Origin of the sequence: Bacillus sp. AR4-2 (assembly GCF_008274865.1) — a bacterium.
Classification (GTDB): Bacteria; Bacillota; Bacilli; order Bacillales; family Bacillaceae_G; genus Bacillus_A; species Bacillus_A cereus.
The window spans coordinates 1,836,870-1,856,687 of record NZ_CP031062.1 but is presented as its reverse complement, the minus strand read 5'-3'; the positions used below and the strand labels follow the sequence as shown (position 1 = coordinate 1,856,687).

Sequence of the window (19,818 nt, the reverse complement as noted above, 5' to 3'; positions counted from 1 at the left end):
AGGATGTACATTAAGATTGAGAGGTATATTCTATGATCAAGTTAAGTGTATTAGACCAATCACCTATTTCAGATGGTAGCACAGTATCCCAGGCTTTTTCACATACAGTTACGCTTGCACAAGAAGTTGAAAAACTCGGATTCACACGTTTTTGGGTATCCGAACATCATAATTCCGTAAGCTTAGCTGGTTCAAGTCCAGAAATACTTATTTCTCATATTGCCGCAAAAACGGACCGTATTAGAGTCGGTTCAGGTGGTGTTATGTTACCGCATTATAGCCCATATAAAGTTGCTGAGAATTTCCGTGTTCTAGAAGCATTGTATCCGAACCGCATCGATCTCGGTGTTGGTAGAGCTCCTGGTGGTATGCCAATAGCAACTCGCGCACTTCAAGAAGGGAAAATGGTCTCACTTGATCAATATCCAGAACAAATTGCAGACGTTGCAATGTACTTACATGATCAAGTACCAGAAAACCATCACTATGCAAACTTAAAAGCCACTCCAGTTATCCCAACGTCTCCTGAAATGTGGATGCTCGGTTCTAGCGGAGAGAGCGCTAAAATTGCTGCAAACAACGGAGCTTCTTTCGCATTTGCACAATTTATTAACGGCTTCGGAGGCCCTGAAGTTATGAGGGCTTACCAAGAACAATATCAGCCTTCATTTTTAGGAGATAAGCCTAATTCAATCGTTGCCATCTTTGTTATATGCGGAGAAACAAATGAAGAAGCGGAAAAAATTGCTTCTAGTTTAGATTTATCAATCTTATTATTAGAGCAAGGAAAACGAACTACTGGTACACCTTCTATTGAAACTGCTCAAAATTATTCATACAGCGCTTATGATTTATTCCGTATAAAAGAAAATCGTCAACGTATGATTGTTGGTGATCCGTCTTCTGTAAAAGAAAAAATAATAAACTTAAGCAAAGCATACAATACTGACGAATTTATGATTGTCACGATTACTCATCAATTTGAACATAAATTAAAGTCTTATCGCTTATTAGCAAATGCTTTTAATTTATAATTCTAAAAAGAGATGCATCACATGTGATGCATCTCTTTTTCTTACTACTTATTGTTTTCATTTCCTATATATTCAATAGCTTCTTTTAATAGCTCTTCAAAGTTAATAGGATAATCATGATCTAAGTCAGGCACAACTTTATACTTATGTTCTATATTCTTCTCTCTTAATAGTTGTACAAATTGCTGCGTGGATTCGAAACAATCTTCATCTTGATCCCCGCATACTATATATCCTTTTATATGTTTATCCTGCAGCACTCTTAACAACTCATCCCATTCTTCAATCTCGGGAAGCCATGGTGCCATAAAAACAAAACCATCTACATTTATATCTTGTTGTAAAATCGTATATAAAGCTACTCTCGCCCCTGCAGAAAAACCACCAATGATTACACTTTCTACTGTATGATTTTCTATAAACTTATTGTAATGCTCTTTTAATTCCTCTTTCCCTCTCTCTATATCATCCCAAACAAATCCATCTGAAAACTCAATTTGTGAAGACTGTGGTAAAGCTAACATATAATCTTGTGTCAACACAGATTTCCAATATGGTTCTACTATTTGTATATTTTCTTGGTCACCGTGCAATGTAAGTAGTAGATTTCCCTCTTTCTTGCTGTATATATATTTCACATCTGGTCTTTCCTTTTTATGTGCTAATTCTTCTCTTTCTTTACATAATTGCACCATTGTATGAAATTCTTCAAATTTATGTAGTGATTTTAAATCTTCGTCGGAAATTAAATACTCATTTCCATACCAGAATCCCTTTTCTATAATGGCCTCTCTCATTAAATGTAATGCTTCTTTTTCAAGTCCCGATGCACTTGCGAGTGCATACTTAAAATTATATATTTGCGCCTCATTCCCTATTACACCTGTAGCGTTTTCCATTATATAATTGTACGCTTCAAAACTTCCTTTATTTGCATAACAACGTAACGTTTCATTTAATAATTGAATGTAAGTCATGCTATTTTTCATGTACCAATTCCCCCGAAACCTTTTATAATATTTTTTGCGAATCTTTATACCACTTTGTATAATCCACGCTAACAATACCTTATTCTCAAAATGATGCTTAATAGTTACTCTTCCCTGTCCAATACATTTAGTATAAATAATAATAGACTGAAAAATCAATATTTTAACAAACAAAAAAAGACAACAATATATGTATTGTTGTTTTCATTACATCTACCCGCTCTTTTGTTTTTTTCTATCTGGTTTACTTGAAACTAAATAATGTTTTTCTGAAATATATAAGTCTCTTTTTAAGTTACGATTTAAGTAAGGTCCTAGCTTCATTCCGCATATGAGGCGATCTTCGCTACCTTCAACAATTGGGAACATTTCTTTTTCTGTTACGTATTGGTCTACTGCTTTTTGTACGACATCAATTTCTTTCACTAGGCTTAAATTTTCTGCTGTATGTTCAAATACCTCAAGCGTTTCCTTCGTTATGAGAAAATCATTTGTTGGAAATGCAGGTAAATACGGTTTTAACAAATCATAATTTACTGTATAATCTTCATTTACTAATACTGTATAAACGATATTAGCATTCGTTTCTAAAAACTGAGCCATCGCTTGTTCTAATTCATCTTTCGTAATTTCCCGCTCTTCTTTTCCAGTTCTGAAAAAGCGAAACATCGCATCGCCTCCTTTTTACTATATTATAGCATAAAAGAAAACTGAAAAATCATAAAAAAACCCATTGAAATAATTTTTCAATGGGTTTCTATTATATTTATCGTTATTTTAAGAATGCACTTAGCATCCATACATGCTGTTCTAATGTTGTATGAATTGCTAACAGCATGTCAGCTGATGTTTCATCGCCAGCTTCACCTGCAACTTCCATACCTTCTTTTAATTCTTGAATAAGTGCAGAATAATCATTCACTAATGTTTGCACCATTTCTTCTGCAGATTCTTTGCTTGTCCCTTCGCTGACACTAGATGTTGCGAGATATTCTTTCATTGTCGCTAATGGTTTACCTTCTAAAGCTAAAATACGTTCTGCTAACTCATCAATATACGTTCCAGCCTCATTATAAAACTCTTCAAATTTCTCATGTAATGTAAAGAAGTGTGGCCCTGTCACATACCAGTGATAATTATGTAGTTTCACATATAACACATTCCAGTTTGCTACCTGCTTGTTTAATACTTCAACAACATTTGTTTTCGTACTCATACAATCACTCCTCTTATCATTTTGTAATGTTTATCTTTTAATAACCTAATTACATTTTACCATACATTCCCTTTCCTTTCGAACAATTGGCTTATATGTAACAAAGTTTTAACACCTTTAATGCTTCCCTAATATCATTAAATTCATGTATTTTTTCAAACACTTCATACGTCTAATTGTCCAAGCTCATACATATGCATAATAGTACATCAAGCTCATCATAGTAGAAAGAGGGATAACATGGACAATCAACAATGGCAAGTAGCAAAGAAAGTAGCCGCTACTTATATCGGAACTGTCGTTGGAGCTGGATTTGCTACTGGACGAGAAATTGTTGAATTTTTCACAGTGAATGGATTATACGGGACAATTGGCATATGTGTAAGTGGATTTTTTTTTATTTGGCTTGGCACAAAGATGATGTTACTTTCATCACAAATCGGGGCATTTTCAGCGCAAGAATTTAACAAATATTTATTTGGGGATGTATTTGGGAATGTTGTAAACACATTATTATTACTCGTTTTATTCGGCGTAACGAGCGTTATGTTATCAGGGGCTGGTGCAGTATTTGAAGAGCAACTTCGCTTACCAAGACAACTCGGTATTCTTATTACAGTTATCGCTTGTCTCATTATAAGTAGCCGCGGATTACAAGGTGTTTTTGAAGTAAATACACTTGTCGTACCTATTATGATGATTTTTATTATCGGACTTGCTATTACAACCTTTTTTCACGGTACAACTCCTATTAACAACACTATTCCTGCAGAGAGCTGGAATATGAAATGGATTACTAGCCCTATTACATATGTCGCCTTAAATCTTTCTCTCGCCCAAAGTGTTCTCGTCCCATTAGCCAGTGAAGTAAAGGATCGAAAAGCTATTTTTTGGGGTGGGATTTTAGGTGGTGCTGGACTTTCTTTAATTTTATTATGCAGCCATTTAGCAATCTTATCAGTCGATCAATTTTACCAATATAACATCCCAATGGCTGAAGTCATAAGAAGATTTAATGCAACTTTTCACTTCTTTTTCGTTCTCATTATTTTCGGTGAAGTTTTCACAACTTTAGTTGGTAATGTGTTCGGAATGACAAAACAGATGCAATCTATTACTGGGTGGAAAAATAACAATATTATTTTCTTCATTTTACTAATTAGTTATTGCTTTAGCTACATCGGTTACAGTGACTTACTTCACATTCTATATCCTATCATCGGATGGGTAAGTATTGTTATACTGCCAATCATTGCGTTTAAACAACTTCAAAAAACATAAAAAAGCATCCATGTTATTGGATGCTTTTTTATGCTCATTCACAATCATCACATACTTCCCAATACGGTCCCATTTCTAATGCTAAATATGGCTTTAACTGCAACCGAATCATTCGACTAGGCATGCGCTCTAAAACAAAGTGAATACCTTCTTCATCTTCGTCTAATTCAACTTTTGAAATCGCAATTCTTTGCATAGTCGTAATGGGAATTCCATCTTTATATAAAGTGATTTTCACCTCATCGTATTCATTAAAATATAATTCGACACTCATTTGATTTTTCAGTATTTCATCAACAATTTTAAATGTATTATTTTGTTCTTGGATTATATATTTCCATCCGCCTCTATCTTCTTTCGGAGCTGTTTGAAATAATGTCTCCAAATCCTCGTATAGCATAAGATAACCCCTCTCTTACTAAAAAACGATGAGTATTTTATATACCCTTTATCTCTATCACTATCCATAGCTATTGTACCATATATCAACGTTCTTACCGTATTCATTTGCTTCATACATACTTATAAAATAACTAATTCTATCTCCATTATTATGTATATTACCTCATTACTCCATACACTCTTACAAGTTCAAATAACGACAGACTTTAATCCATGCAAATATTGTCTACTCTCTGCTTTTATTAGTTCACAGCATTCACACTTTTACATATAGTAAGACTACCACAAATAAAAAAGGAGAGTGACTTATACCACTCCCCTCAAAAGACCTTCCCTATAGCTGCTAAAACTAATACGATTATTAAAATTGCAAATAATAATGAGACAATGAAACTAAAAATAGGTAACGCTTTCTTTTCATTCTTCTTAAATAGTAACTTTAAACTAAGAAAAATATTTACTGGTACAAATATAAAATAAAAATATTTAACAATTTGCACCGAGCTATTCGAAAGTGTTTTTAATATAAACACTTCAATTAGAAAAACAATAAAAAATGAAATACTTAGCCAAAATGAGACGTAACTAAGCCAAGAATGTCTTTTTGTCCCCCAATACACTCCCATAATACTCTCCTTTTATTTGTATTCTATACGTTAATAATTATACACAAAGCTAACAAATACCTCTATTTTTCGACAAACATTATGCAAAATACCATTTTAAACGTCATAAAGGAAGTTTACATCTCCATTTGATTTTACACAATAAAACAGACTACCCTCTATTGGCATAATGCTACTAGGGGATAGTCTGTTCTCTATTAAACTTTAAATCTGTCAATTAGTCCTTGCAACTCTTCAGCCATTTGAGATAACGTGCCTGCTGCAGATCCAATTTCCTCCATCGAAGCTAGCTGTTCTTCAGCTGAAGCCGCAACATTTTGTGTGCTTGTCGCATTATTTTGTGCTGTCATTGCAATTTGTCCTACCGAAATAGATACTTCATTTGCCCCTTTTGACATTCCATTAGCCGTTTCAACCATCGTCTTAATTTGATTAGCTATTTCATTTGTAGATTGTAAGATTTCAGCAAAGTTTTGCTTCGTTTCATTTGCGATAACAAGTCCAGATTGAACTTCCTCATTTACATGATTCATAGATTTGACTGTCTTACCCATATCATCTTGTATTTCACATATTAATTTACTAATTTCACTAGAAGATACGCTAGACTGCTCTGCCAATTTACGCACTTCATCTGCAACAATTGCGAAACCTCTTCCATGCTCACCGGCTCTTGCGGCTTCAATCGCCGCATTTAGAGCTAGAAGGTTTGTTTGATCTGCAATATTTTGAATTACTTCTAAAATATCACCAATTTGTTTTGATTTATTATTTAGTAATTGTATAACTGCATCTGATTGTGAAACCGATTCTGCAATAGACTGCATCTGGTTTACTGTTCTTCCTACTAGTTTCCCACCATCTTCTGCTTTTTCACGAGTATGTGCAGAAGCCGTATTAATAGATGATGAACTATTTGCTACATGTTGAATTCCTTCCGTTACATCAAACAGTAACATAGCGCCATTTTCTACGCTTGTTGTTTGCGTCGTTGCCCCACTTGATATTTCATCCATTGCGATTGTGATTTGCTCAGTCGCTTCACTCGCTTGCCTTACACTTGCAGTTAGCTCTTCTGATGCCGCTGCAACATGCCCAGCTGAATCGTTAATTCTTCCAATTAACGTCCGTAACGAATTCGTCATCTCATTAAAACCTTTAGCAAGTTGGCCGATTTCATCATTAGAATGAATTTCAATTGTTTGCGTTAAATCCCCTTCGCTTATTTCTTTAGAGGTAACAACTAATCTCTTTAAAGGCTTCGTAATTGAAAGTGTTACAAAATAAATAAGTGCCCCGCCTACTACTAATGAGATAAGCATAACAATTAACATATTATAAAATACAGGTTGAGCAGCTTCAATTACTTCACTTGAGTACATCGTCCCACCAATTTTCCAACCTGTTTTTACATTTGTAGCAAATACCATATTCTTTTCACTACCGCCATAAGAATATGAAAAAGCACCGTGATTATCTTCATAAATTTTCTTTGCCCAAGAATCAGCCGCTTTTTCCCCTGATTTTTCTTGTGGATGAGCAATTATTTTTTGCTTTCCATCTAAAATGAAGGCATATCCTTTTTTACCAATATTAATTAACTTTGATGTTTTTAATAAATTATCTAAACTTAAATCTAGCGCAACAACTCCATTTTTATCTTCTGTTTGTTTTGCGATTGTTACGACAATATGTCCATTTCCTTTTGCCTTATATGGCTCAGTAACAACAATACCACCTTGTTTTGCAACCGCATCTTTATACCAAGAACGCTCTGTTGGATCATAGTCTGCTGCCATTTGTATATTTGGTTCTTGTACAAATTTTTTATCATTTCCGGCAACATATACTTGTTCAATATCTTTATTTAAATTTATATATTGAGATAACATTTTTCTTAATTCATCCTGATTATCTCCTTGATACATATTCCCCTGAATCACCCGTGCAAAATTATTCACATCATTAAATTTTGCATCAATCATTTGATTGATTAAATTATCCAGTATTTTTATATTGTCGTTGGCACTACTCTTAATTTGCGATTCAAAATTCTTTTTGGCTGTTTGATAAGACATGCCTCCGATAATAGACACAGCCGCAATTAAAATTACAAAGAATGAAATTAATAGCTTTTTTGCTACTTTCATATCACGAAACAAATTTAATAGTTTACCCATTATGAACCTCCTAATTTTCAAATTTAAAAGTTAAATTGAGTTAATTATGAATATTTCCCAATCCCTAATTATTATTTTCATAACCTATTATGATGAATACTTTGTAAAGTTTAAACAATTAATTTCCCTTTGTCTATATATATAAATAATATTATTATAAAATTTACAAATAGAAAAAACCAAAGGGGCACCCTTTGGTTTTTACATTTTTTTATGTTGTTTAGAAAGTTTTTTCCACTTATCACGCTCTGCTCTGGCAAGGATTGCATCTTGTTTTCTTATAAAATACGCCAGTTCTCTTTGTAATTTTTTATAGCTTTTCAAACGATCTATCGTAATAAGTCCGTTTTCAATTGCACTATACACCGCGCACCCTGGTTCATTCTCATGCTTACAATCACGGAAACGGCATGTTGTCGCAAGTTCTTCAATATCAGAGAATGTTGTTTGAATCGCTTCGCTTCCTTCCCAAAGTTGCAATTCCCTCATACCGGGAGTATCAATTACGAGAGCGCCACTTGGCAATTGAAATAACTCTCGATGCGTTGTCGTATGCCTTCCCCTACTATCCTCCTCACGTATATCTCCCGTTTTTGCTACCTCAATTCCTATTAGCGCATTTAACAAAGTTGACTTTCCTACCCCTGATGACCCAACTAAAGCAATTGTTTTCCCTGAAGAAACGAATTGTTTCAACGAATCAATACCTGTATGCTCTAAACTATCAACAACAAAAATAGGAACACCAATTGCTATAGCTTCCGTTTCTACAATTTTTTGTTCTATATCATTACATATACTACTCTTTGTTAAAACAATAACTGGCATAGCGCCACTTTCATACGCTAATAATAAATAACGTTCCATCCTTCTAACATTAAAATCATGATTAAGTGCATTCACTAAAAATAAATAATCTACATTTGCTGCTATAATCTGTTCTTCTGTTCTTGTTCCAGCCTCTTGTCTTGAGAAAGAGCTTCTTCGCTGGAAAATACGATGAATAATCGCTTTCTTTTCATCTTCTATTTTCTTTATATACACCCAATCACCAACTGCTGGATAATCGCCTTTCGTAACTGCTTCATGCCGAAACTTCCCAGACAGTTCTGCCATATATTCACCATCATTACAAATAATTCGATATATATGCTTATGCTCAAGTAAAATACGCCCTACTTCAAAGTTCTCTACAGCTTGTTCCTCAAAAAAAGAATCCCAGCCATACGATTCTAAAATATTTTGATTCAAATTGATATCCTCCCTAGTGTAAGCTAAGTGGAAGGATAGTGCGCTCACTTATATCGTTTCGCCCTTTCCATCCACCTTTGTATTTGGTTTATTATTCATATAAGTTATTTTCGCCATAATACATCACCCCGTTCTTATTTTAATTACCCTCATTATATGGAATTCTCCTATAAAAAGCTACATCATTTAACGTAATTTTCAAACAACTTGTTTTTGAGCATTCTAATTTGTCCTCGGTGACTAATTTCATCTTCTAGCACATGAAACCAAAGATAGTGCTGGTTATATATTACACCGTTAGGCCACTTTCTTTCTGACATGAGCCACTCATTACCTTGTTCACTTAAATACTTCAGAGATTCTTCTCGAACACTTTGTAGAAGTTGTACATAATACTGTATTTCATGCCCACGGATCGCTCTACCCGCTTCCCCTAAATACAGTGCATCTTCCCATATTTCTAATTCTTCTTTTGTAAAGTCACGATTTTGAAATGAAATAAGCTGATGAACTTTTTCAATAGCTGCTATATGCTTTAATAAGGCGCCAATTGAATTTCCGCTGCTCTGCATAATTAAATCTAATTGCTCAACTGATAAATTTTTTACTTCGCCTAATGTTACAGCTCTCGTATGCTCCAGCATGCTTACTAATTCCCCTATATTTTTTGTATAACCATCTACACTTCTTATTCGATAATCTATCTTCATATCACGCACCCCTTTCTGCATTCATATTATTGTAAAAATGATTCATATAATAGACTGAAACCTTTCGAAATTTTCTGTTATAATTAAATTGAATACAAAATATACCCAAACAAACTTTCTCAATATGCTTATATGAAATATTAAAAGGAATCAATATAAAATAATCGAATCTTATTCACTAAAAGGAGTGGATTCGATGGAAATGTATCAATGGCTAACCGCTGTTCTCGTTGGTGGCATTACCGGCTTCGTTTCCCATCTAATCAATAACCAAGGTAAGTTATTGCTTCCACGCCGTTTGAAAACATTTTTTCATTTTGGATTTTTAACTGATATTTTTACTGGTAGCCTAGCCGCACTTCTTGGGCTCGTTTTATTCGATGTCACCGCGATAAAAGAAATTATAAAAGTATCCATTGTAACTGCTATTTCTGGCCAAACTTTCTTACTACATCAAGCTCTTGGTGGCGAACAGGCTAAAAATACGCAAATTGGGAAAGCTGATGAGAAGATTCAAGAAATTGACAAATTATTGCGACGTTAGTGTATACTTTCTTTTAAAATTATTGTTATAATGAGAAATAAATATTTTCTATTGCGTCGTTTGTCAGGAGAAAGGGTGTTTCGTATGACAAAAAAGAAAATAGAAGATTTCTTAACAAACTCCGAAAAAGAGGAACTGCTAGAAAACTATAAATGTTTACGAGAAGCCCGCACAAAAAGCGAAGCTAACTATTTTGGTGAAGCAGTAAACCATCTATTAAATAAAGCAAAACAACGAATTATTAAAGATGCAGGTATACATGATGAAAATGCTGCAACTGTTCAATCAAAGAGAAAAGCACTGTTTTAGCTACATTAGCTAAAACAGTGCTTTTTATTTAGAATTTTTTTCTTTCCATGCTATATTCTCTCCGCCTTTATCTTTCCATTTTTACAGTTTCAAAAGTCATCTAGACCTAAAGATCAACCTAATAATATTAGCCCACGCAAACCATTTTAATAATAGATAAAATAATTGAACTAGTAATGCTACAAACTAAATAAGTTTATTAAATCGCTTCTTTTAAATCTGAATGCGGATTTGGTCCGTATTGATTGTCATTTTCTTCACTTTCAATGATAAAAAATACAAGTAAAACAACGCTACCAAACGGTACAAAATTTAATAGTTGCCACCATCCCGTTTTCCCAATATCATGTAATCGTCGTGCACCAACCGAAAAACTTGGTATAATCATTACTAACATAAATAGCAACGCAATAATAGCAACTAACACCTCTGAAAATGATGATAAAAATAACAGTAGCCAAAAAATTACGATATTGGATAAACTAAAAATCCAGTACTCTTTTCGCGTAGCTCTACCACTAAAATTCCCATAATTCTTTAGAGCTTTCAAATACCATTGCATTTAAACCTCTCCCTTTTATCCCTAATAAAATTAAAATATGTAATTATTAACAGATAAGTAGAAATATAACACAACATTTATGTAAAATCCATATCCCCATCTAAATTGCCCTCTATTTAAATAGTTTTTTCCTTCGGCATTTTTCACATTACTTTCACATCTATTTCACAAATATAAGTAGTCCGATATGCTAAACTAAGTATATCCTTTTCCAAGGAACTATATGCCGATATATAAATCCCTATCTTTATAGGGATTTTTATTTTTTGATTCCTCATAACTTTGTTACAATACATTTCTTCTACTATTTCTATACTTTTAGTAACTACTTTAATTAAAAGCACATTCATGTATTCACACTCTTATTAATTCTGATTTGCGAAATATTTATACAAGCTTTATGATGCAATTCCTGTTTCACTACTTTCAGTAAGTTTTTCACTTTTTCTAAACAAAAATAAAGCTCCTATATATAGTAAAGCAGTAAAACTACCTATAAGTATAAAATTGTGAGATACTGCAAATAACATTCCTGCTATTGCCGCACCAATCATTTGACCAATATACATAGAAGCATTTGCAAGCGCGGCTCCTGTTCCTCTTGCTGCACTAGATATGTTTTGTAAGTGCCTCATCATTAATACAAACAAAATTCCTGTCACAAAAAATAAAACAAAGAAAAAGTATTCAACAAAAATAAGACTCTTTAAATAGGGAAGTATTATATGCGACAGAACCATACTAAAAAAACATTTCATATGAATATGAAATGTTTTTTTAGTATTCTCTATTCTTTTAATAAATCTAATAATCCATTACCTTCGGATGTACGTTCATACCCTAAAGGTACAGTTCTTTTAATAAGTTGTGCATATATTTCCGGCTCTGATAACTTTCGACCGTATTCTTTCTCACACTGTTTAATGAGCAAGGCAAGCGCTCCAGCAACATGCGGCGTCGCCATGGAAGTTCCACTTAACACTGCATATTTCCCATCTGGATACGTAGATAATATTTCATCACCTGGCGCTACTAGATCAATTTCTTGATTTGAATTACTAAAACATGTGATTTTCCGTTCTAAATTGACAGCGCCGACTTCAATTACTTCCGAGTAAGCACCTGGGTAATCTAGTTCCTCTGTATTATCATTACAATCTCCATTATTCCCAGCAGCACATACAACGAGAACATCCTGCTTTACCGCCTTTTGAATTGCTTCATGTAATTCTGAAACATCTTGCGGACCACCAAGTGACATTGAAATAATTCTCACTTTCTCTTGATTCGGCCCTCTCCAATTTACAGCATAATGAATTGCCTCAATAATTTGCTCGTAACTTCCAGAACCATCTCCCGCTAAAACTTTTAATACTAACATTTTAGCAAGCGGTGCAACTCCTAATACACCGACACCATTTTCAGTTGCTGCAATCGTCCCCGCGACATGAGTACCATGTCCGTTATTATCAAGATACACATTTGGATCAGCTTCATAATCTTTTGTGAAATTTCTTCCGCCGATAATACGATCTTTTAAATCTATATGATTAGTATCACACCCTGTATCTAATACGGCAACGACTACATCTTGCCCCTTCACACTCTTTTCCCATACTTGCGGAGCGTGAATCAGTTGTACACCTGGTGGAATTTCATTTACTTGTTCTACAACCTTATTTACGGTAAATGGAATCAATTGTATACCTTTTTGTTTATTCACTGTACTACTCATCGTAATCCCTCCTGAAAATGTATTATTTTCATTTCAGACCACTTTTGAATACGTGTAAATGTAACATTCGTTTTATTCTTTTTGTTTTCCTTCTTTTCAAATATTTCTCAACATCATTTACTAACTCTATACTACTTTTGTATTTCCCCTATGATTTATAGGAAATAACAGCCTGGGTCATTCAACTAATAACCAAAATAAAAGGACCAATTAATGGTCCTCTTACAGTCTTTTAAAAGAATGATATGTAATTTGAAAAATAATATAAATTAAGACTAAACCTCACTCTTGTTTAAAAACTTTTCTATTTCTTTTACTAAATATTCCGCTCCCTCTATCCCAACAGTAATATTTCCATTTGCTAATGATATGTTCTGCTCTGAAACATCACCTGTGATTTGGCAAGCATTGTAAGGTTGATATTTTTGTAAAATGATTTTATCTGCTTCTACAAAAATTTCAAGCGGTGATTTGATTTGTATTCCCAATACATCGCGTAATTCTTTAGGGATAACAATTCGTCCTAATTCGTCTACTTTTCGAATAACTCCTGTTGCTTTCATATTTCTCCCCCCTTTCTCTCTATTAATTTTTTTCACCTCGCTTTTTCCATTTTATCACTTTTTGGCAATACTTGCCTCTTTTTAGAAAATTTTGTACTCGAGTTAAAAAAACACATTTAATGCATACATAATCTCTCTTTCAATTGTTTTACATAACGGGATCTTATAAGTAAGAAGTATACAACTTGAATACCTATGAAAATACTTAATACAACTGTATTTTCTTTAAACAATGAGTACTCAAACATTTGCCCTAACGCCGTTAAGGCTACTGCCCCATGTAATGTTGCAACACCAATTGGAACGAAGAATAAAAGCGCCAATCGAATTGTAACTACCTTCGATAATTCCCTACTCGTCAATCCAACTTTTCGAATCATTTCGAACAAGCGAACATCATCCTCCAAATCGGAGAATAAACGGAAGTAAAGGAAACTTCCTGCGCAAACGAAAAATACTATACCAATAAAGAAACCTACAAATAAAATCGGTCCTGCAATTTGTAAACTTTGGTTTTGTTCGTACTCTTCCGCACTAAACGTTGACTGTTCTTGATACGGTTTAATTTGATGCGTAAGCTCTTTACCAATTTCAATCTCATCTTTCGTTCTTTCAGTTTTATACATATAATCTTTTGTCTCTATAAATCCATCTTGTAATGAATCATATTGATTATTAGAGATTACATAAACATTTCCTCTTAATATTTTCCCCAATGAAGATGAAGTAACTTTTTTCACCTTTAAACTTTCATTCATATTGGGTAAAGTAATTTCTTTTCTTTCTTTCATCGCTGGCCCTGGTATATCAGCTGACAAAAATACAACCTCTTTATTTGCTACAGTATTAAATGGTTCTTCTGTTAACTTTGCATATTCCTTATAATCTGATTCTTTTATAAAAGTGGCGCTTCTTAACGACTGTTCCTCCGTTTTCTTTGTCGAAATATTAGTTTTTGAAGCTGCTATATTATGTTTCTTTAATCCTTTGTCAATCATTTGTATATGTTGTGATTCGTTACTATTCCCTTGCTTAGAATGGTAATGAAACGCAATTGGTCTCTCCATTATACCTTTCGTCATGGATGCGAAGCCTACTAATGTCCCTATTGCGGAAAATGCTACAGTAGAAATAATGGTTACAATAAAGAACATTCTTGCGTTATCTCTCATACGATACGCTAAATCTGATAACGTAATAATATTAGTCTGTGTCCAATAGAAACGTTTACTTTTTTTACATAATCGAATAATAAAGACACTCAGCTGCTTGTACAACAAATACGTCCCGATAATAACTACCGTTGTAACAGGAATCATCATAATAAATACCATTGCTCCATGTGATAGAAGAGCTCCTACATAGCCAGCACTAAGCAATACTACTGCTAATATTGAAGAAATGATTGATGCTTTCGGTTCCGGTTTCGCCTCTGCTGATCCTCTAAACAACTTCATAATCTTATTTTTACGAATCATTCCTGCACTAAACAATGATATGATCATAAATAAAATAAAAAACATAATACCCGTTACAACAATTGCTTTCATCGGTATGTAATAGGATAAGGAGATATCTAGTTTCAATATCATCGGAGCGACAAATAGTAATACCCCTGAAAATAACATACCTGAAAGAATACCAAAAATAATTGCCCCTATTCCAATCATAATATTTTCAAAAAAGATCAGACGCTTTAATTGATATTTCGTCATACCTAGCATCATTAAAATTCCTAGTTCACGCTTTCTCGTTTTTAAAAACATTCCCATCGAATATAAAATAAAGAAGAATGTAAATAAGTAAATAATAGACTGTGCAAAAGACATACTTACGAATACGTACTGACCTAATTCTCCTGCACTTAATGCCGGATGAAACGCAAAAAATGAATACACAAAAAAGGCCATAATTGCAAATGCACTACTCAAAAAATAGGCTGAGTATGTCCGTCTATTTCGGGTTACATTCCGATATGCTAGTTCTCTAATGTTCATATTACTTCTCCGCCCTTCTACTATCTATGTTTTTATATTAGTAAAGTGCGGAAATACCTTCCATCGATTCAAATGACAAAAACCTTACATTTTTGAAAGGTTTAAAAAAATTGCTTATACGTAGCACTTTATTTATAATGACTACATTCATATTCATACACACATCCTATTGTATATTCGTTAGTTTTGCGAAATAATAAAGGATAGAAGTATGTACCATTATACATATAAACTTATTTACCGCTTTAATATGAATAGGAGGAAAACATAATGACATTACAAGAACAGATTATGAAAGCATTACATGTTCAGCCTGTAATTGATCCAAAAGTTGAAATTCGTAAACGAGTTGATTTCCTAAAGGATTATGTAAAAAAAACAGGTGCAAAAGGATTTGTACTTGGTATTAGCGGCGGACAAGACTCTACATTAGCAGGACGCTTAGCACAACTTGCAGTTGAAGAAATTCGTAACGAAGGTGGTAATGCAACGTTTATCGCCGTGCGTCTTCCTTATAAAGTACAAAAAGATGAAGATGATGCACAATTAGCATTACAATTCATTCAAGCAGATCAATCTGTTGCATTTGATATTGCTTCAACTGTTGATGCTTTTTCAAATCAATATGAAAACTTATTGGGTGAATCATTAACAGATTTCAATAAAGGTAACGTGAAAGCACGTATCCGTATGGTTACTCAATATGCAATTGGTGGACAAAAAGGGCTACTTGTTATCGGAACAGATCACGCTGCAGAAGCTGTAACAGGGTTCTTTACAAAATTCGGAGATGGTGGTGCAGATTTATTACCATTAACGGGATTAACGAAGCGCCAAGGACGTGCATTATTACAAGAGTTAGGCGCAGACGAGCGACTGTACTTAAAAATGCCAACAGCTGATTTATTAGATGAAAAACCAGGTCAAGCTGATGAAACAGAGTTAGGTATTACTTATGATCAATTAGATGATTATTTAGAAGGTAAAGCAGTTCCAGCTGACGTTGCAGAGAAAATTGAAAAACGTTACACAGTGAGTGAGCATAAAAGACAAGTACCAGCGTCAATGTTTGATGATTGGTGGAAATAAATTAAACATAAAAAAGAAGCTAATCTTCATTTAGCTTCTTTTTTATATGTTAACGATATACCCCTACTCTTTTCTCCAATAAATCTTGCAGGCAATCTTCATGTTGTTTACAAAATAACGGTGGCATGTCGTCTAACGGGAAAAACTTCAAATCCAACGTTTCATCACCATCTACTTTTTTGTCACCTCCAACTATTGAGAATGAAAAGAACATCACAATTGACTGGGCCTTGTCTCCATTTGGATATGATTGAAAATATTTTGTATACACTCCAATAAGCTCATTTATTTCTACATCATACCCGGTTTCTTCTTTTATTTCCCGGATTGCAGTTTCCGCAGCTGATTCTCCTATCTCCATTGCACCACCTGGAAAGCCCCAAGCGTTAAAGTCTCCTCTTTTTTGCAGTAATACTTCTCCTTCTTTATTAAATACACAACCACCGGCAAAGTTTAAGAAAACATAATCATGTCCTACTTTTTCACGTAATTCTTTTATATAATTCGCCATTCTCATTCCCCTTTTCATACCTCTTCTATCGCTATTTCTTATCTTTTTCAAGCAATTCAATGATTCGATCTAGCTTCTGGTTCATATTAATCACGTGGTGTTTCTTTGCAGCACTGCTTTGTAATACTCTTCTAATAAACAAAGTAAATGATATGAAAAACAAAACGATAAGTCCGATTACTAAACAAGTATATATCAATGTAAAAATATCGCTTTCGAACAAGTTCATTCCACATTCACATCCTTATCCTTTTATTTCATCACATAATTCTTAATATTCAAAAGTAATCAATCAATAAATAAAAAAAGCACCTTTTACAGGTGCTTTTTCCCATTGCTTAATACGTAAATGTAATTGTCGCTAATGAATAACCCGCCAATGCACTATAAGGCGCTACTTGATAAGACACACGCTTTGCACCTTTTGGCCAATTTATTTCATTTAATACTTTCTTTATATCTTGCATCGTCCCATCCATGGACTGCTTATATCGCACTTCTACTTTTTCTGGTTTGGCTGCAAACTGTTGCTGCAACTTTTGCTTAAATTCATTATAATTTTCTGCTCCGTATTCTGCAGATAAGTATTGTAAATTTGTTTCTTTTAACATCTGCTCATACACGACAGTTTTTGAGCTACCAGCTTTTATTTTGTTTGTTAATTCACCAAAATAACTTGTAGTTGCTGCTGGATATTTACTACGATCCCAGTCGTGATCTTTACTTAACTGTTCGTCAGACATGTTAAAATATGAGTAAGTTACACGCCCTGCTTTATCTGGTACTGGATCATCAAATGTAGTATCTAGGTGATACCATTTGTTTTCAATGTTCACTAAATTCCACGCGTGAGCTTGTCCGTTTCCTGTGCCTGTTACAATATGGTTTTGAATACCTGCCTCTTTTAACAACTCATACGTTAATAATGTATATCCTTGGCAAACGGCAGAACGATTCGCTAATGCTTCATATGCTGTATACGCTTGATAAGACGTATCATAAGACACATGCTTAACAACGTAATCGTGAATAGCTTTTACTTTCTCATGCTCATCCATCCCTGGTTTTACAATTGATCCAACAATTGATTTCGCCTGAGCTTTTACATATTGAGTTTGTTCTTTTGATTCACGGTATTTTACTTGCAGTGTAAACGTATAGTCCCCTGGCATTCCTTTAATAGAATATCTAGTAGACGCTACATTATATTTTACATACTCATCAGCATCTACAATTTTATTAAACTCACCATACAATTGATCCATAATATTTCTAGCATTTCTATCTTTTGTTTTATATGTGATTGTAATATTTTCTTCTCGATTATCAATCTGTTTTTTTAATTCTTTTCTGAAATCATCTAATAACTTTACATCTGATTGTGCTGTCACTGTAGTCGGATTTGTAGCTGCATAAGATACAGATGACGCTTGCAAGCCTCCCATTACTATAGTTGAACAAAGTGCGGCAGCTGTCACATACTTACTTGTCTTTCCCATCTTGTCACTCCTTATATTCTATAACTATACGAAAAAGTATCGTATAGTTTCAGAGTATACAATACTTTTTCGTATAGGTCATATGAGATTATGCATATTAACTAATTCACATAAAAAGGTTGTTCTTTTTAAAAGAACAACCTTTTTTCATTAGCATGTTTGTAATACACAGCATGTATTTTCAAAACGTTGATTTTTCAAATCTTCATTACTAATACAGAAATATAGCATCCCTAGTTCTCCCCAAACCATATTACAATTTTTATGATCTGAATCAATTTGGAATAAAAGAGTCATTTGCTGCGGGTCTACTCCCATATATTCTCCTGTCTCATATAACACTTCTTCTTGTACAGAGAATGGCTCACCAAACATTTGATGGTTATCGTAGTTATCTGGAATTAGCTCTTCAAGTAATTGCAAGAAACGATCTGAATCAGCCTCATCTTCAATGAAAAGTTCTGGTAATTTGTATGTCAGTTCAAAAGTAATTGCACACTGGTTATATTTCGCTTGTATTTCATTTTCTCTTCGTAATTGCTCTACAGGAACATCATAATAAAGTACACGCCCAGCTTCTGTTAGATTCACATTTTCTTCAAAATAATTTTCAATGCAAAAGAAATACAGTATCCCCGTCTTAGGAAGATTGTGATTCATACCAACGTTTTGTAAATCACTTAAGTTAAATTGCGCGATAAATTGTAGTGGATTTCCTTTATGCTTTGGATATTCAAATAAAGCTGGTAGATCAGGAACTCCTCCCATTTTCGAACTACCTATCGCAACAGTTCCCTGCTGCTTTGGCACAACTTTTATACAAGGAAATACAGTATTAATAAGTTCTTCTTTCAAGTGTGTTAGTTCATATTTATCAATTAATACTTCAATTTTTTTATTCATAAATTCTCCTTACATTTACATACTTATTTATATCATAGTACAAAGATTATACTTCATTCTTTACAAAATCAACAAGCCTCCCAAAAACGGGCTTATCCTTCGTACGCGAACAAGTTTAAAAAAGCATACTATACATTGTTCCTACAAACACGATAGTTCTTTAGTTCTTCCAGTACATTTTCCCCTCGTTCATTTTTATTTTTAATATAAGGAGGAATTCCACATGGGTTACGGATATAGTTGCGGCGGTTACGGTTACGGCGGTAGCTGTGGTGGTTGTGGTTACGGAGGTTTCGCTTTATTAATCGTTTTATTCATCCTTCTAATCATCATCGGAGCTAGCTGTTGGGGCGGCTTTGTAGGCTGCTAGTAAACTTAAAAACCATTGTAAAAAAGCACGTACAATACGTGCTTTTT

Annotated in this window: 23 protein-coding genes and 2 pseudogenes; 6 read left to right on the top strand and 19 right to left on the bottom strand. The window is 33.8% G+C overall.

Annotation, left to right across the window (positions count from 1 at the left end; translation table 11 throughout):
* Positions 1-32: 32 nt before the first annotated feature.
* Positions 33-1,034, top strand: coding sequence for an LLM class flavin-dependent oxidoreductase (locus DN399_RS09660; RefSeq protein WP_076876556.1), 1,002 nt, complete (start codon positions 33-35; stop codon positions 1,032-1,034).
* Positions 1,035-1,078: 44 nt separating this feature from the next.
* Here DN399_RS09660 and DN399_RS09655 read toward each other — a convergent pair whose 3' ends face one another.
* From DN399_RS09655 to DN399_RS09645, 3 genes are all read right to left on the bottom strand, one after another.
* The gene (locus tag DN399_RS09655; protein ID WP_000798313.1) at positions 1,079-2,023 is read right to left on the bottom strand and encodes an alpha/beta hydrolase; all 945 of its coding nucleotides are present in this window, start codon (positions 2,021-2,023) and stop codon (positions 1,079-1,081) included.
* 213 nt (positions 2,024-2,236) lie between these two features.
* Positions 2,237-2,692 (bottom strand): DUF3939 domain-containing protein, encoded by a 456-nt coding sequence (locus DN399_RS09650; protein WP_149149519.1) that lies wholly within the window; start codon positions 2,690-2,692, stop codon positions 2,237-2,239.
* Between the two features lie 103 nt (positions 2,693-2,795).
* Positions 2,796-3,239 carry a Dps family protein gene (locus tag DN399_RS09645; protein WP_000105199.1) on the bottom strand — a complete coding sequence of 148 codons (444 nt, stop codon included), beginning with the start codon at positions 3,237-3,239 and terminating at the stop codon, positions 2,796-2,798.
* 240 nt (positions 3,240-3,479) lie between these two features.
* On the opposite strand from DN399_RS09645, the gene DN399_RS09640 reads away from it, so the two are divergent.
* Positions 3,480-4,520, top strand: a complete 1,041-nt coding sequence (locus tag DN399_RS09640; protein WP_000370210.1) for a YkvI family membrane protein — start codon at positions 3,480-3,482, stop codon at positions 4,518-4,520.
* 34 nt (positions 4,521-4,554) lie between these two features.
* On the opposite strand, the gene DN399_RS09635 is transcribed toward DN399_RS09640, so the two are convergent.
* The 6 genes and pseudogenes from DN399_RS09635 to DN399_RS09615 all read right to left on the bottom strand — a co-directional run bounded on the left by DN399_RS09635 (position 4,555) and on the right by DN399_RS09615 (position 9,689).
* Positions 4,555-4,920, bottom strand: a complete 366-nt coding sequence (locus DN399_RS09635; RefSeq protein WP_000965067.1) for a DUF3979 family protein — start codon at positions 4,918-4,920, stop codon at positions 4,555-4,557.
* A 322-nt stretch (positions 4,921-5,242) separates the two neighbouring features.
* On the bottom strand, positions 5,243-5,548 hold the full coding sequence (locus tag DN399_RS09630; RefSeq protein ID WP_000539569.1) for a hypothetical protein: 306 nt from the start codon (positions 5,546-5,548) through the stop codon (positions 5,243-5,245).
* Between the two features lie 197 nt (positions 5,549-5,745).
* Positions 5,746-6,564 (bottom strand): methyl-accepting chemotaxis protein, encoded by an 819-nt coding sequence (locus DN399_RS28720; RefSeq protein WP_406741423.1) that lies wholly within the window; start codon positions 6,562-6,564, stop codon positions 5,746-5,748.
* A 123-nt stretch (positions 6,565-6,687) separates the two neighbouring features.
* Positions 6,688-7,626, bottom strand: a pseudogene (locus DN399_RS28715) (HAMP domain-containing protein); the annotation flags it as partial.
* A gap of 303 nt (positions 7,627-7,929) precedes the next feature.
* Positions 7,930-8,979: a ribosome small subunit-dependent GTPase A gene (gene rsgA, locus DN399_RS09620; RefSeq protein ID WP_001073088.1), complete on the bottom strand. Its 1,050-nt coding sequence runs from the start codon at positions 8,977-8,979 to the stop codon at positions 7,930-7,932.
* Positions 8,980-9,161: 182 nt separating this feature from the next.
* Positions 9,162-9,689 (bottom strand): DinB family protein, encoded by a 528-nt coding sequence (locus DN399_RS09615; protein ID WP_086388639.1) that lies wholly within the window; start codon positions 9,687-9,689, stop codon positions 9,162-9,164.
* Positions 9,690-9,885: 196 nt separating this feature from the next.
* Between DN399_RS09615 and DN399_RS09610 the strand changes: the two genes are divergently transcribed.
* Positions 9,886-10,233 carry a DUF4257 domain-containing protein gene (locus DN399_RS09610; RefSeq protein WP_000426317.1) on the top strand — a complete coding sequence of 116 codons (348 nt, stop codon included), beginning with the start codon at positions 9,886-9,888 and terminating at the stop codon, positions 10,231-10,233.
* 84 nt (positions 10,234-10,317) lie between these two features.
* Positions 10,318-10,542, top strand: a complete 225-nt coding sequence (locus tag DN399_RS09605) for a hypothetical protein (RefSeq protein WP_000162602.1) — start codon at positions 10,318-10,320, stop codon at positions 10,540-10,542.
* 199 nt (positions 10,543-10,741) lie between these two features.
* Here the strand turns inward: DN399_RS09605 and DN399_RS09600 are convergent, their stop codons facing one another.
* The 6 genes and pseudogenes from DN399_RS09600 to DN399_RS09575 all read right to left on the bottom strand — a co-directional run bounded on the left by DN399_RS09600 (position 10,742) and on the right by DN399_RS09575 (position 15,399).
* Complete coding sequence (locus DN399_RS09600; protein WP_001198796.1) at positions 10,742-11,104, bottom strand: DUF805 domain-containing protein; 363 nt, start codon at positions 11,102-11,104, stop codon at positions 10,742-10,744.
* Between the two features lie 143 nt (positions 11,105-11,247).
* Positions 11,248-11,454, bottom strand: coding sequence for a hypothetical protein (locus DN399_RS28610; RefSeq protein WP_001101741.1), 207 nt, complete (start codon positions 11,452-11,454; stop codon positions 11,248-11,250).
* Positions 11,455-11,502: 48 nt separating this feature from the next.
* Positions 11,503-11,823 (bottom strand): annotated as a pseudogene (locus DN399_RS09590) (MFS transporter permease); the annotation flags it as partial.
* Positions 11,824-11,891: 68 nt separating this feature from the next.
* Complete coding sequence (locus tag DN399_RS09585) at positions 11,892-12,839, bottom strand: serine protease (RefSeq protein WP_149149518.1); 948 nt, start codon at positions 12,837-12,839, stop codon at positions 11,892-11,894.
* A 275-nt stretch (positions 12,840-13,114) separates the two neighbouring features.
* Complete coding sequence (locus DN399_RS09580; protein WP_000648324.1) at positions 13,115-13,402, bottom strand: AbrB/MazE/SpoVT family DNA-binding domain-containing protein; 288 nt, start codon at positions 13,400-13,402, stop codon at positions 13,115-13,117.
* 116 nt (positions 13,403-13,518) lie between these two features.
* A complete protein-coding gene (locus DN399_RS09575; protein WP_006929553.1) occupies positions 13,519-15,399 on the bottom strand; it encodes an FtsX-like permease family protein in 1,881 nt (626 codons plus the stop codon).
* Between the two features lie 270 nt (positions 15,400-15,669).
* Between DN399_RS09575 and nadE the strand changes: the two genes are divergently transcribed.
* On the top strand, positions 15,670-16,488 hold the full coding sequence (gene nadE, locus DN399_RS09570) for an NAD(+) synthase (protein WP_000174901.1): 819 nt from the start codon (positions 15,670-15,672) through the stop codon (positions 16,486-16,488).
* A 49-nt stretch (positions 16,489-16,537) separates the two neighbouring features.
* Here nadE and DN399_RS09565 read toward each other — a convergent pair whose 3' ends face one another.
* The 4 genes from DN399_RS09565 to DN399_RS09550 all read right to left on the bottom strand — a co-directional run bounded on the left by DN399_RS09565 (position 16,538) and on the right by DN399_RS09550 (position 19,401).
* Positions 16,538-16,999: an NUDIX hydrolase gene (locus DN399_RS09565; RefSeq protein ID WP_000024999.1), complete on the bottom strand. Its 462-nt coding sequence runs from the start codon at positions 16,997-16,999 to the stop codon at positions 16,538-16,540.
* Positions 17,000-17,030: 31 nt separating this feature from the next.
* Complete coding sequence (locus DN399_RS09560) at positions 17,031-17,228, bottom strand: DUF4083 domain-containing protein (protein WP_001048091.1); 198 nt, start codon at positions 17,226-17,228, stop codon at positions 17,031-17,033.
* Between the two features lie 109 nt (positions 17,229-17,337).
* On the bottom strand, positions 17,338-18,498 hold the full coding sequence (locus tag DN399_RS09555; protein ID WP_000520862.1) for a transglutaminase domain-containing protein: 1,161 nt from the start codon (positions 18,496-18,498) through the stop codon (positions 17,338-17,340).
* Between the two features lie 150 nt (positions 18,499-18,648).
* On the bottom strand, positions 18,649-19,401 hold the full coding sequence (locus DN399_RS09550) for a YwqG family protein (protein WP_069604269.1): 753 nt from the start codon (positions 19,399-19,401) through the stop codon (positions 18,649-18,651).
* A 223-nt stretch (positions 19,402-19,624) separates the two neighbouring features.
* On the opposite strand from DN399_RS09550, the gene DN399_RS09545 reads away from it, so the two are divergent.
* Positions 19,625-19,771: a YjcZ family sporulation protein gene (locus tag DN399_RS09545; RefSeq protein ID WP_000540425.1), complete on the top strand. Its 147-nt coding sequence runs from the start codon at positions 19,625-19,627 to the stop codon at positions 19,769-19,771.
* The last annotated feature ends 47 nt before the right edge of the window (positions 19,772-19,818 follow it).

Bases quoted from the DNA above. Each gene is read 5' to 3' on its own strand.
- DN399_RS09660 (WP_076876556.1), top strand. From the start codon at position 33: ATGATCAAGTTAAGTGTATTAGACCAATCACCTATTTCAGATGGTAGC.
- DN399_RS09655 (WP_000798313.1), bottom strand. From the start codon at position 2,023: ATGAAAAATAGCATGACTTACATTCAATTATTAAATGAAACGTTACGT.
- DN399_RS09650 (WP_149149519.1), bottom strand. From the start codon at position 2,692: ATGTTTCGCTTTTTCAGAACTGGAAAAGAAGAGCGGGAAATTACGAAA.
- DN399_RS09645 (WP_000105199.1), bottom strand. From the start codon at position 3,239: ATGAGTACGAAAACAAATGTTGTTGAAGTATTAAACAAGCAGGTAGCA.
- DN399_RS09640 (WP_000370210.1), top strand. From the start codon at position 3,480: ATGGACAATCAACAATGGCAAGTAGCAAAGAAAGTAGCCGCTACTTAT.
- DN399_RS09635 (WP_000965067.1), bottom strand. From the start codon at position 4,920: ATGCTATACGAGGATTTGGAGACATTATTTCAAACAGCTCCGAAAGAA.
- DN399_RS09630 (WP_000539569.1), bottom strand. From the start codon at position 5,548: ATGGGAGTGTATTGGGGGACAAAAAGACATTCTTGGCTTAGTTACGTC.
- DN399_RS28720 (WP_406741423.1), bottom strand. From the start codon at position 6,564: ATGGATGAAATATCAAGTGGGGCAACGACGCAAACAACAAGCGTAGAA.
- DN399_RS09615 (WP_086388639.1), bottom strand. From the start codon at position 9,689: ATGAAGATAGATTATCGAATAAGAAGTGTAGATGGTTATACAAAAAAT.
- DN399_RS09610 (WP_000426317.1), top strand. From the start codon at position 9,886: ATGGAAATGTATCAATGGCTAACCGCTGTTCTCGTTGGTGGCATTACC.
- DN399_RS09605 (WP_000162602.1), top strand. From the start codon at position 10,318: ATGACAAAAAAGAAAATAGAAGATTTCTTAACAAACTCCGAAAAAGAG.
- DN399_RS09600 (WP_001198796.1), bottom strand. From the start codon at position 11,104: ATGCAATGGTATTTGAAAGCTCTAAAGAATTATGGGAATTTTAGTGGT.
- DN399_RS28610 (WP_001101741.1), bottom strand. From the start codon at position 11,454: ATGAATGTGCTTTTAATTAAAGTAGTTACTAAAAGTATAGAAATAGTA.
- DN399_RS09585 (WP_149149518.1), bottom strand. From the start codon at position 12,839: ATGAGTAGTACAGTGAATAAACAAAAAGGTATACAATTGATTCCATTT.
- DN399_RS09580 (WP_000648324.1), bottom strand. From the start codon at position 13,402: ATGAAAGCAACAGGAGTTATTCGAAAAGTAGACGAATTAGGACGAATT.
- DN399_RS09575 (WP_006929553.1), bottom strand. From the start codon at position 15,399: ATGAACATTAGAGAACTAGCATATCGGAATGTAACCCGAAATAGACGG.
- nadE (WP_000174901.1), top strand. From the start codon at position 15,670: ATGACATTACAAGAACAGATTATGAAAGCATTACATGTTCAGCCTGTA.
- DN399_RS09565 (WP_000024999.1), bottom strand. From the start codon at position 16,999: ATGGCGAATTATATAAAAGAATTACGTGAAAAAGTAGGACATGATTAT.
- DN399_RS09560 (WP_001048091.1), bottom strand. From the start codon at position 17,228: ATGAACTTGTTCGAAAGCGATATTTTTACATTGATATATACTTGTTTA.
- DN399_RS09555 (WP_000520862.1), bottom strand. From the start codon at position 18,498: ATGGGAAAGACAAGTAAGTATGTGACAGCTGCCGCACTTTGTTCAACT.
- DN399_RS09550 (WP_069604269.1), bottom strand. From the start codon at position 19,401: ATGAATAAAAAAATTGAAGTATTAATTGATAAATATGAACTAACACAC.
- DN399_RS09545 (WP_000540425.1), top strand. From the start codon at position 19,625: ATGGGTTACGGATATAGTTGCGGCGGTTACGGTTACGGCGGTAGCTGT.